This window comes from Streptomyces sp. AK02-01A (assembly GCF_033795305.1).
Classification (GTDB): domain Bacteria; phylum Actinomycetota; class Actinomycetes; order Streptomycetales; family Streptomycetaceae; genus Streptomyces.
Genome location: NZ_JARBAE010000001.1, coordinates 540,029 through 552,127 on the forward strand (window position 1 = coordinate 540,029; position 12,099 = coordinate 552,127).

At 69.3% G+C, this 12,099-nt stretch carries 9 protein-coding genes; 2 read left to right on the forward strand and 7 right to left on the reverse strand.

All coding sequences use genetic code 11. The annotated features are described in order from the left end of the window. Positions 1 to 116 precede the first annotated feature (116 nt). The 7 genes from PV679_RS02315 to eccD form a co-directional block, all read right to left on the reverse strand. Positions 117 to 488 carry a YbaB/EbfC family nucleoid-associated protein gene (locus tag PV679_RS02315; RefSeq protein WP_319678521.1) on the reverse strand — a complete coding sequence of 124 codons (372 nt, stop codon included), beginning with the start codon at positions 486 to 488 and terminating at the stop codon, positions 117 to 119. Next, positions 388 to 2,883 (reverse strand): hypothetical protein, encoded by a 2,496-nt coding sequence (locus tag PV679_RS02320; RefSeq protein WP_319678469.1) that lies wholly within the window; start codon positions 2,881 to 2,883, stop codon positions 388 to 390. Before PV679_RS02320 ends, PV679_RS02315 begins: the two co-directional genes overlap by 101 nt. Before the next feature lie 24 nt (positions 2,884 to 2,907). Further along, a complete protein-coding gene (locus tag PV679_RS02325) occupies positions 2,908 to 3,372 on the reverse strand; it encodes a hypothetical protein (RefSeq protein WP_319678470.1) in 465 nt (154 codons plus the stop codon). A 121-nt stretch (positions 3,373 to 3,493) separates the two neighbouring features. Then, a complete protein-coding gene (locus PV679_RS02330) occupies positions 3,494 to 3,802 on the reverse strand; it encodes a WXG100 family type VII secretion target (protein WP_319678471.1) in 309 nt (102 codons plus the stop codon). Between the two features lie 82 nt (positions 3,803 to 3,884). Continuing rightward, the gene (locus PV679_RS02335) at positions 3,885 to 4,208 is read right to left on the reverse strand and encodes a WXG100 family type VII secretion target (RefSeq protein WP_319678472.1); all 324 of its coding nucleotides are present in this window, start codon (positions 4,206 to 4,208) and stop codon (positions 3,885 to 3,887) included. Between the two features lie 70 nt (positions 4,209 to 4,278). Continuing rightward, positions 4,279 to 5,784, reverse strand: a complete 1,506-nt coding sequence (gene eccB, locus PV679_RS02340; protein WP_319678473.1) for a type VII secretion protein EccB — start codon at positions 5,782 to 5,784, stop codon at positions 4,279 to 4,281. A 5-nt stretch (positions 5,785 to 5,789) separates the two neighbouring features. Beyond that, on the reverse strand, positions 5,790 to 7,196 hold the full coding sequence (gene eccD / locus PV679_RS02345) for a type VII secretion integral membrane protein EccD (RefSeq protein ID WP_319678474.1): 1,407 nt from the start codon (positions 7,194 to 7,196) through the stop codon (positions 5,790 to 5,792). A 450-nt stretch (positions 7,197 to 7,646) separates the two neighbouring features. On the opposite strand from eccD, the gene eccCa reads away from it, so the two are divergent. Both eccCa and PV679_RS02355 read left to right on the forward strand, forming a co-directional pair. Further along, positions 7,647 to 11,627: a type VII secretion protein EccCa gene (gene eccCa, locus PV679_RS02350; protein ID WP_319678475.1), complete on the forward strand. Its 3,981-nt coding sequence runs from the start codon at positions 7,647 to 7,649 to the stop codon at positions 11,625 to 11,627. Positions 11,628 to 11,778: 151 nt separating this feature from the next. Beyond that, a complete protein-coding gene (locus tag PV679_RS02355) occupies positions 11,779 to 12,099 on the forward strand; it encodes a hypothetical protein (RefSeq protein ID WP_319678476.1) in 321 nt (106 codons plus the stop codon).

Sequence of the window (12,099 nt, forward strand, 5' to 3'; positions counted from 1 at the left end):
CCGGGACGGACCCGGTCGCGACGTGGGGTGCGCTAAGACGTACCAGAGGCGTCGCGACCGCGACGAGGCACTGGGCGGCTCCCCGGAGGAAGCCGCCCACGGGCTGTCCCGTGCCGCTACTTCGGGCGGGTCTGCCCCGGCAGCCTGCCGTCGGCGAACGCCGCGAGCATCTCGTGCAGTTCGGCCTGCTCGGGGCGGCCGCTCAGCACGTCCTTGACGGCCTCGATGTCATGCCCGTCGAATTCGCCGAAGACCGCCATCATCTGGGCGGCGACATCCTCCTGTGCTTTGCCGATGGTGTCGGTCAGCAGTGCGGACAGTTCGGACGGTGCCATGGAGCGATAGCGCGAGGAGTTGAACTTCAGCTCCGTCAGGGAGCCCCTGGAGTCAACCGTTGCGGTGACCAGGTGATCCTTGGATGTTGCCGTCGCGCTGATTTCCGACAGCGCCTCCCGCGCCTGGCCTGCTTGTACGAGGGCCTCGTCCAGTTGCGACTGGACCTCGTCCAGGAACCCCTGGAGCGGATTGCTGGTCACGTGTGCCTCCTGTGGGAACGGTCTGTTGCGGGGCGCCGCCCAGAACAGTGGGCGCGAGAGCCGGATCGGTGCCCCATACGGCGGAGTCCTCGGAGAGCCACACGGAGCGCTCGCGCTCCTTGTTGTTGTCTCCCGAGCCATTGCCCATGCCGCCCATACCACCCATGCCGCCCATCATCGGCATGTAGGGCATCTGGGAACCCGCGCCCGACGCACTCAGTCCGGCACCCGCACCGGCTCCCTGCCCCGCACCCGAGCTGCCGTACGCCTCCTGGGCGCCGCCGGAGGACAACCCCTGCTGCAGGAAGTCGTACGAATCGACGCCGACGCCCGGGTCGGTCCCACCGGTGCTCGACAGCGACTGGAAGCCCTGTTCCTCGTAGGACGGCGGGCTGTAGCCGGGGTCGAGGGACTCGCCGTCCGACGGGAAGCCCGCGTCGTACTGTCCGGAGCCGTAGCCGGGGCTGTCGGCGCCCGAACCGCCGTACACACCGTCGCCGAGGTGGGGTTCGAGGTTCGGAAAATCCTCACTTCCGCCGAGGTTGGACGGGATGTCTTCGAGTGACGGGAAGTCGTCGAGGGACGGGAAGTCCGACGGCGGTTCCGGTGCCAGGACGCCGCCCCCGCCGTCGTCCGTCTTGCCGCCTCCTGGCTGGGAGGCGCCACCCGTGCCGCCGGTCCCGTTGGAGCCGCCGAACACCCCGCCGGGTGGGAGGACACCCGGGCCGGAAGTGCCACCCGTTCCTGATCCCGGGTCAGTGGGATCCAGGGTGTCGAACGCGTTGGGGTCGTTGGGGTCGAAGGTGCCGGGGTCGTCAAGGGCGCCTCCACCGAGGCCGCCCGGCCCACCGGTGTCGCTCCCGCCGCCGTATTCACCGTCCGGGACCAAGGAGTCGAAGGCGCCGCCGGCGCCGCCGGCCCCAGCCGCTCCGGAGGGATCCAGGGCGGTGAAATTGTCGCCGCTTCCAGCGCCGCCGAAAACACCGTCGACGCCGGCGCCCGCGCCTCCGGCGCCGTCCCCGGCGCCGGAAGCGGCGAGAGTGTCGAAAGTGCCGCCGCTCCCCTCAGCGCCTGGGCCGCCACCCTCGCCGGTTCCGCCGAAGAGTCCCTCGGGATCGATACCGGCACCGGCACCGGCACCGGCACCGGCACCGCCGGGACCGCCGCCGCCTTCCGCGCCACCGCCCCCGCCGAAGAGGCCTTCGATGTTCTCAGGGTTGGCACTCCCACCGCCTTCGGGGCCGCCACCCTCGCCGTAGAGGCCGTCGATGTTCTCGGGGTTCTCGGGATTCTCGGGGGTCTTGGGGTTCTTGGGATCGGGCAGGTTGCCGGTGCCGCCGCTCCCGCCCTCCTTCTTCTGATTGAGGATGTCGTCGATGGACTGCGGGGTTTTGGGGCCTCCGCCGAGAGCGGTCTGGATGACGTTGTTCAACGGGACCAGCATCATCTGAGCCCTGGCGTATCCATCGGTCAGCGCGCCCACGATGCCCGGTACGGCGGCGTCCAGACGCTGCTGTACTGCGGAGTGCCACTTGTCCTTGATCTGCCGGTCGACGGGCAACCAACTGTTGGCGTCTCCGGCCGGACCCAGGTCGACTCCGTCGAGCAGGAGGTAGCCCTGTCCGTTCACGACACGGATCTGCAGACCTGGCGCAACCTGTGCGGCGGCTCCCTCGGGGGACCACGCCGGGTCCGAAAGCCAGTCGTGGAACGTGGTCCCGGCGCTGTTGCGTGCCTCCCGCAGCGCCAGCTGGGCATTGTCGACAGCCGCGACATAACCTTCGTGCCCGCCGCCACCCGAGACCGTGTCCTGGATGTGCTCGTAGGCGAGAGTCACCCGGCCGATGATGTCGCCGAAGCCCGAGGCCGCCAGGCCCTCCCAGCCGTCATGCGGCAGCGCGTTGTTCCATGTCCTGACGTTCGGCGCCCACTTGTCGAAGTACTCGGCGACCGCACTGACCTGTCGGCGTCCCTCGTCGAAGCTGCGGGGACTCGCGACTTCCGTGCCATTTCCGTTCATGGCGTCGATGGCCATGGCGCTTCCCTGGTAGTAGCGCCACCACGCACCTCCGGAATCCGCCTCGCCGCCGCCCCTGACGCCTTCGTAGACAACGAAGCCCGCGTACGCGTAGTCGACCACGGAGTTACTGCGCTGAAAGGGATACTTGATGGAGTAGACCCTGCCGCTCGAAAATCTAGGGGGGTCGATCCGCCTGTTGAAACCATAGATCCAGGTCGGTGCCGTCACCTCCTCCGCCGTCGGAATCTTCCCCGGAGTGCCGGGCTCCGCGTTCTTGTCGGGGACGAAGATATTGATCAACTGGTCCCACTGGCTGTACTCAGGCATGCTTGTGCTCCACAATCGCCACGGCTATTCCTTGGCGTTACCGGAACCGGAGTTGCCGGAACCGGAGTTTCCCGTGCCGGGGGTGCCCGTGCCGGGGGTGCCCGAGCTGCCCATGCGCGCCTGCAGGTCCTTGCTCACGACTTCCCCGAGTTTCTTGTTGTTCTCCAGGTTCCTTTCCTCGACCTCCTGGAAGGCCGCGTGATTGCCCAGCATCGTCTCGTTGAACGACATCAGCATGGTGTCGTTGAAGACGAACTCCGAATTCGCCCCGTCGCAGGCACGTACATACGCATCTTCAAAAGCCTTGGCGGGTGCGAAGTTGGGGTTGCCGGCGTGAACCTTTCCGCCTTCGTTCTTGTATCCCTGCAGTGTGCTCTGATGCGTGAGCGATTCTCGGCGCATCCCGGGGAGATAGCCTTCCGAGGTTCCGTACTCTTGCAGGGTTTCGGGCGTGAACCTCGTGGTACCAGTGTTCTCGGACTTAGCCATCCGGTGCTCCGTTTCGGCTTGAATCGGTACCTTGGTGGGAGAATGGGGCGTGTACCGGACAACCGGCCGGCATGACGGGCGGCAGGGGCGCGCAGTCGCCTGCGGCGCCCCTGCCGTGAGTTCAGCCGCCGACCGACTCCCACCTGCTGCCCTCGGCCCGGTCGGTCTGCTGGTATTCCGTGGCGCTGTCCCGCAGGGTCGCGGCGCCCGTGGTCAGGGTGTTGCCCATCTCGTTGACCTTCTGCATCCACTTCACGTGCTCTGCGTGGTAGCTGAGGGCCATGTCACCCTCGATGTTCTGGATGACCTGGTCCACGCGGCTCTTGAGTTCGTCGATCTGCTGGCTGATGCTGTTGGTCGCCTGCACGAGGATCTGATGAGCGTCCTCGGCCTGTCCGTAGGTGATGGAAAACGAACTTCCGTCTGGCACAGCCGTCTCCTTGGTCTTCTGTGATGTGTGGGGTTCGGTGATCGTGCTGAGGTCCGGTTCAGTCGCTGCCCCTCAGCGGCCGCTATCCCTGGCCGTTGACCATGGAGTTGAACCGCTGGGCGTTCTGATGCGCGGTGTTCTCCTGGCCACTCATGTGACCACGTGTGCCGGCCAGTGTGTCCGCGAAGGTGTCCATCATCTGCCGAAGCTGGTTGTACTTGTCGTTCCACGAGGTCAATGCCTGGCCGAACGCCTGGCCGGCGCCTCCCTGCCAGGCCGAGACAAGGGTCTCGTAGGCGTTGGTGGCGTTATTGCGGATCTGGTCGCACTGACTGATCGTCGACTCGATCGCCTGGGCGGCCACCTGATAGGCGCCGTCATCAGCAACTGTGCGGACGGGACTCATCGCACTCCTGCCTCTCTGGGGATTGGACGCGGTGGCCGGAGCGGTTCTCCGGCCATCCGGTGTCATTCGGTCATGGGGCGGACCGCTTCGTCGGACCGCACTCGGGGTCGGGCGCGGCGGGCGCGGGCCCGGACAGTGCGGGGGCGGCCGCTCGGTCCGGGTCGAGCAGAGGACCGGTCGGCAGCAGCCGCAGCAGTGCCGACGGCAGTCGCATGAGGTCCTGGTCGGTGTAGGAGAGCCGGCCGGCGACCGCCGGCGCGGCGAGCGGGTACTTGATGCCGTCGTCCGTCACCAGATACCGCGCGCCGCTCGCACCGGCTCCGGCGGAGGCGGGCATCGCCAGGACGCCGCTTCCCGGGCGCACGGAGATCGCGTCGGGGACAGGACAGCTGGGAGCCACCCCCTGCCGGGCCACGACAGGCGCGCCCGCGGCGGACACGGCCGGCACCCGCACGAAGGCCTGCCGGGGTGCGCCACCGCCCGGTGTGACCCGAAGGCAGGGCACGCTGCCGGGCTGCGGCGCCAGGGCCGTCGGCGGACGCGCCGGCAGAGCGTCCGGGCCGGCGCCGGCGGCGGTGCTCTTCGGTGCCATGTGCTGGGCGGCCTCGTCCGGCGGCAGGACCACGACCGCCGGTCGCTGTCCGGCGTAGGCCTTGTCCCGGGTGCGAGGGTCGCCGCGCAGCAACTGCAGTTCGGTGAGGGTCAGCGGCACCAGACCCGCCCGGTCGAGCAGGTAGTACTGCTCGGGAGATCCCGGAGTGTGTACGGCGAAGAGCTGGCCGACGCGGCGCGGCTGCCCGCTCAGCCGGGGCCCCCGCGCACCGCGGCCCGCCACCTCCTGCGGCGCGAGGTCCGGACCGGCGGGGATCGCGGACAGGAACGCGTCGGCGACGGCGAGCGCTTCGACGGTGCCGTATCCGAGCGACTGCAGGGCGCCGTGCGCGGAGTCAAGCCGGAAGCGGGTGCCGTGCCACAGCAGGACGTCGGTGCTCTGCTTGCCCTTGCGTGTGGTCACCAGCAGCGCCTCGTTCGGCCCGAACTCCACGGAACTCCGCGGCACGATGCCCGCGGCGAGCGTGGTGGTGGGAGCGCGGGTGCCGTCGTCGGCCGCGCGCGAGGTGGCGCACACCTGCCAGGAGGCGTGGGTGAGCCGGTCGGCTGCGGGCAGTGAGTCGGGAGCCCCGGGAATGCCGATGAGCGTCCCCCGCGGGACGTCGGCGAGGGTGCTGCGGGAGACCTGCTGGACCGTGCCCTTGTCGCCGGTGACCAGCTTCGCCGAGGCGTAGTTGATCACCGGGCGCAGCGTGCCGCCGTCGTACACGTAGCGGGCTCCGGTTTCCTTCTCCATGACCAGTACGCCCGGTTTCCGCCAGGCGTCGGAGTCCTTGGGGAAGAGCAGCCCGAACACCATGAAACCGACGCAGATCAACGCGCCGATGACGAGGCCGATCGCGCTGCCGCGGCGGGTACGGCTCATGGGTGTGTCCACGGCGTCGGGGTCCGCCATCAGCATGCTGGAGGTCAGCCGTCCGACGGTGAACGAATATGCCTGGACCTGGTCGCGTCTGGACTGCATGGCGGCTAGTTCCACATCTCGCGGAGCATCGGGAGGACTCCGAGATCGATCAGCACGAGCGGGAACAGGGCGATCGTGGTCACGGAGTGGAGCAGGTCGGCGGCGCGGCCCCAGTAGGGGATGAGCCGTCGGCCGGGTATGTGCCAGGCGGCGAGGACCAGCACGGCGCAGGCGGCGGCGGAGGCGGCCAGCACGGCCAGGCGGTCCGGTGTGCCTTCGTGCCAGACCCCTGCCACCGGCAGCAGCAACGCGCCGTAGCACCCGGGCAGGGCGACGGCCAGCTTCTGCCGGGCGCTCGTCATCCCACGGCTGTGCAGCACCAGCAGAAGACTGAGGACGCCGCCCACCGCGTACGGCTCCCACCCGCTGCCCGTGGACAGCGCGGTCAGACACACGGCGCACACGATGCCGGAAGCCAGGTACAGCGCCGTCATGTAACGGTCGGCGACGACGGTCCGGGTGAGGATGCCCCGCGCCGGCAGCGGGTCGATGCCCTGCTGGAGCTGTTCCGCGTTGGTGGGCAGCGGCGGCAGCCTGAGCCCCGACAACCGGAAGGACAGGATCGGGATGAAGGTGCCGAACAGCGCTGTCAATGTCGCGATACCGCCCGCGCTCTCGGCGGGTGCGAGACCGGCGGTCAGCGCCAGGGCCCCGGTGATCGCCATGACCAGGCACAGCAGGACCACCGCGGAGAACAGGGCCACCGCGGCCGCCGCCGCCGCGACCGCGAGCACCGCGCCGCCGGCGGAGGCCATCGCGGCGGCCAGTAGCCGGGCACCGGTCAATTCGGTGCCCGGCGGGCCGGTCGGGACCAGCCAGCCGCCGAGTCCGAAGAACGGCACAGCCAGCAGCCCGAGCACGGTGCCGGTGACCGCGTCCCCCATCGCCCGGGACGCGGCGAACGCGCCGAGCAGCAGTGCGACACCCAGTCCCATGGACAGTGTCATCCGCAGGCCGGTGCCGGGCAGGGAGACGACGACGGCGAATCCGGCCACCAGCGCGCCGGCCGCCACACCGAGCAGCAGCGGCCTGGTGAACTCGGGCCGCCACTGGTCGGTGCGTTCCGACATGCCCGTGGACACGCCGTCGACCAGATCGTCGAAGTGGACCGGCGGCAACTGCTCACTGCGCGGCCGCAGATAGACCGTCTCGCCGTCCCGCAGTTCGAGTTCGTCGGGCGTGCTGTCCTCGTCGAACGCCTCCGAGCCCAGCCGCTGCAGCACCCAGCCGCCGTGTTCGAGACCGCTCTCGTCGAGATCGCCGGCCTCGGCCGCCGCATGGCTGACCAGCACGGGCAGCAGCTCGGCCAGCGGCACGTCGGAGGGTACGGCGATGTCGATGACGCGGGAGGGAGCATGCACCACCAATCGGGTCAGATCGGCGGCGATGACGTTGGCGTTGGTTGTGCTCACGCGGCGTTTCCGTTCACGGACGGGCCGAAGGATCAGCCTGGGCGACTGGGTGACTGCACGACTGGCAGAACGCCAGAAGACAACCGGCGGGCACCTGTTGATTGCTGCCGTCGGGGAAGCAGGGCCACAGACGGCTGACAGGCACGCTATGCAAGGCTGACGCTAGCAACGGCCGGGTGGTGCCTCGCGTGTCAGAAGAGGACCGTGCCTCTCCGGTCCCGCCGTGAGGACTGAAAGGGCCCTGCCGGGCGGCTCGGCGTTCCGGCGGTCGTACGCTGATTCAGCGCACTCTCGGAAAACTGTTCCCGAAAGAACACAACGTGCCTCGCACATGTTGTGACACGTACCATGCGCATGACACTACAATCGCCATCTGCCGTCGGCGGGAGTCGAGTGTGGCTGTGGCAGCGTACGGATCTGGAACGGGGCGCTGATTCGGAAGGATCTGGTGTGAGTCTCGTACTGTTCCGCCGCCCGTCGCGCAGGCCCGGCCCGGAGGTGCCGTCCGGTCAGCTGGAGCTTCAGGAACCGCCCGTCCTGCCCGAGCGGCAGAACGGCATGTCGGCCCTGCTGACCTACCTGCCGATGGCCATCATGTCGCTCGGCATGGTGATGCTGTACGCGCGGCCGGGTGCCACCGGCGGCAACAGCGCGTACACCTACGCCATCGGCGGCGTCATGGTGGCCGCCACCGCCGTGATGCTCGTCGCCCAGCTCGCCCGTACCGCCGCCGAGCGTAAACAGCGGGTGGGCGGTGACCGCCGTGACTACCTTCGCTATCTGTCCCAGATGCGGCGCCGCGTGCGTGAGGTGGTAGGCCGCCAGCGTGACGTGCACGCCTGGCGCAACCCCGAGCCGGCCGCCCTGTGGTCCGTGGTGCGCACCACCCGCCTGTGGGAACGACGCTCGGCACACGGCGACTTCGCCGAGGTCCGGCTCGCGGTCGGCGAACAGCGGCTCGGTGTGCGCCTGGCCCCGATGCAGACCAAGCCCGTCGAGGACCTGGAGCCGCTGGCCGCCCATGCGCTGCGCCGCTTCATCCGCGCCTACACCTCGGTCGCGGACCAGCCCATCGCGGTACGCCTGCGGGCGTACGAGCGGGTGCAGCTACGGGGAGAGACCGACGCCGCACGCGCCATGGTGCGGGCCGTGCTCGGGCAGCTCGCCGTCTTCCACGCGTCCGACGAACTGCACATGGCGGTCTGCGCGGGTGCGGACGAGACGGCCCACTGGGAGTGGGTCAAGTGGCTTCCGCACGCGCAGCACGTCACGAGGAACGATGGCGCGGGACAGCGACGGCTGATCACCCGGTCCACCGCCGACCTGGAGGACATCCTCGGCGAGAGCTTCACCGGCCGGTCGCGTTTCGACCCGCAGGCGGGCCCGTCGGCCGAGGAACCGTTCACGGTCATCGTGCTGGACGCGGCCGAGGTGTCCGCCAACTCCCGTTTCCTCGGCGGTGGTTACCGCAACGCGGTGGTCGTCGACGTCAGCGGGTCGCTGCCCGCCGAGACCGGCCCGCACATCCTGAGCCTCGATGTCACGCCGGAACAACTGCGGATGGTCGGCCAGGACCGCACCGGACGCGAGAGCGTCACCCCGCTCGGCCGTCCCGACACACTGAGTCCGGTCCGGGCGCGTGCCCTGGCCCGGCTGATCGCGCCGTACCGGATGCAGATGGGCACGGAGATCGCCGAGCCGCTCACCACCGACTTCGACCTGACCGCACTTCTGAGCGTCCCCGACCTGAACACCTACGACATTCCCCGGCTGTGGGAGAAGCGCAACCCTGGCGAGAGCGATCACCTGCGGGTGCCCATCGGTATCGCCGCGGACGGCTCGCCGGTGGAGCTGGACTTCAAGGAGTCCGCGCAGAGCGGCATGGGCCCGCATGGCATGCTCATCGGCGCCACCGGCTCCGGCAAGAGCGAACTGCTGCGGACCCTGGTCTCCGCCCTGGCGCTGACCCACTCGTCCGAGGTGCTCAACCTGGTACTGGTGGACTTCAAGGGCGGCGCCACCTTCCTCGGTATGGAGAAGCTGCCGCACACCTCCGCCGTCATCACCAACCTGGCCGACGAGGCCGCGCTGGTCACCCGTATGCGGGACGCCGTGCACGGCGAGCTGATCCGGCGGCAGGAACTGCTGCGCGCGGCCGGCAACTACAGCTCCCTGCTTGAGTACGAACGGGCTCGGCTGTCCGGCACCACGCTGGAGCCGCTGCCGTCGCTGCTGGTCGTGGTCGACGAGTTCAGTGAGCTGCTGGCCGCGCACCGCGAATTCATCGACCTGTTCGTCATGATCGGCCGCCTGGGCCGGAGCCTCGGCGTCCACCTGCTGCTGGCCTCGCAGCGTCTCGACGAGGGCCGGGTGCACCAACTGGAGTCACATCTGTCGTACCGCATCGGTCTGCGTACCTTCTCCGCCATGGAGAGCCGGGGCGTCCTCGGCGTCCCGGACGCCCACCAACTGCCCTCGGCGCCGGGCAACGGCTATCTCAAGAGCGACCAGGCCACCCTCACCCGTTTCAAGGCGGCCTATGTGTCCGGGCCCTACCGGCCCAAACGCCAGGCGGCGCAGACCGTCGGCGGGACCGGCGCGGTCGTCCGCTTCGACGCCGAGTACGTCCTGCCGACGCAGCCCGCTGCCGTACCCGCGGCGCCGCTCGCCGAACCGGAGCCGGACGAGAACGCCGAGAGCCTGCTCCAGGTGGCGGTCGGCCGGCTGAGCACCTGGCCCGGCGCCCGGCCCGCCCACCGCATCTGGCTGCCGCCGCTGTCCACCCCGCCCACCCTGGACGAACTCCTCGCCGCCGAGGAGGAGCCGGCCACCGACCCTGCCGAGAACTACCGCGCCGCCCGCCCGGACGGCGGCGGCCTGCGCCTGCCCGTCGGCATCGTCGACCGGCCGTTCGAGCAGCGCCGCGACCCGCTCATCGCGGACCTGAGCGGCGCCGGCGGACACGTCGGCATCGCGGGCGGACCGCAGAGCGGCAAGAGCACCCTGCTGCGCACCCTGATCACCGGACTGGCCGTCACGCACACGCCCAGGGAAGTGCAGTTCTACTGCCTGGACTTCGGCGGCGGCAGCCTGTCCCAGCTCAAGGGGCTTCCGCACGTGGGTTCCGTCACCGGCCGCATGGACGAGGAACGCATCAGCCGCACCATAGGCGAGATGGTCTCGCTGCTGGCCCGCCGGGAAGAGGCGTTCGCGGCGCACGACATCGACTCGATGACCACCTACCGCCGCCGCAGGGCCGCCGGTGAGTTTCCCGAGGACGCCCACGGCGACGTCTTCCTGGTCATCGACGGCTGGACGATCCTGCGCCAGGATTTCTTCGAACTGGCCCAGACGGTCACCCAGCTCGCGGCCCGGGGCCTGAACTACGGCATCCACCTGATGGTGGCCTCGCCTCGCTGGGCGGACTACCAGGCCGCCTTGCGCGACCAGATCGCGAGCAAGTTCGAGCTGCGTCTGGGCGACCCAGTCGACTCCATCCTGGGCATGCGCGTCGCGCAGGCGGTGCCGCGCGTCGCGGGCCGGGGCATGACCGAGGACAGGTTCCACTTCCTGACGGCGCTGCCCCGCATGGACGGCAACGGCTCGGCCGCCGACCTCAGCGACGGGACCCAGGCCCTGATCACGGCCGTACGCGAGGCATGGGACGGACCGTCCGCCCCGGTCGTACGGATGCTGCCCGCGACACTCCCCGTACGGGATCTGCCGTCCGCCGAGGGCATCAGGATCCCGCTGGGCGTCGAGGAGAGCGAACTGGAGCCGTTCTGGCACGACTTCGAAACCAACCCGCACCTGCTCGTGGTCGGCGACACGGAGAGCGGCAAGACCAACCTGCTGCGGCATGTCGCCCGGTCCATCGTCGGCCGGCACAGCAGCCGCGAGGCACTGTTCGCCATGGTCGACCTGCGGCGCGAGCTCTACGACTCGGTGCCGGAGGAATACCAGCTCAGCTATTCGGTGTCGCTGGACGCGGTGCGCGAGATGATCGCCGCGGCGGCGGACGCGATCAAGGCACGTGTACCGGGCCCCGAGATCACTCCCGACCGGCTGCGCGAGCGTGACTGGTGGACCGGCCCTCGGGTCTTCCTCGTCGTCGACGACTACGACCTGCTCGGCACCGGCGGATACGGGCCGAGCCCGTTCGAACCGATCCTCGAATACCTCAACCAAGGAGCGGAGATCGGGCTGCACCTGATCGTCGCCCGAGCGGCGGGCGGCGCGGGACGTGCCATGAGCGATCCGCTGCTGCGCCGCCTCATCGAGGCCAACACACCGAGTGTGCTGCTGTCCTGCCCGCCGTCGGAGGGCGTCCTGTTCGGCGACGTGAAACCGCGCGAGTTCCCGCCGGGACGCGGTTACTGGATCTCCCGGAGGCGCAAGACGCAGGTACAGACGGCACTGCTGGACGAATAGAGAAGAAACGGAGCGGGCGGCGCGCGGCATGGCTGTCACCTGATGCCGCACTCCGCCATGAGTCATATCCGGGTGGTGCTTTCCGTCACCCGGATCCAGTTCACCCACGTATGGAGAAGAGGTGGTCCGCATGGCGCCGGACACATACGGTATGAATCCTGAGGGATTCCAGTACCACGGTCGGCCGCTGAAGAGCGTCCTCCCCGAATTCCTCTTCGCGGAGCGCAAGCGGGTCGGTGACCTGCTCGCCATGGAACGGCCCGAATGGTGGGACGACGAGGTGGGCAAGACGTTCGCCAAGGCGTTTCACGAGTACGGCAATATCACCGTCAGCATGGTGGACAAGCTCATTGACGCGCTGGGTGCCGTGGCCGATCTGACGGACGGGACGACACTGCACAACCAGGAGACGGAAGAGCTGAACACCAAGGCGGCCCAGAGCTTCGGCGGTAGGACCGGCGGAGCGCACTAG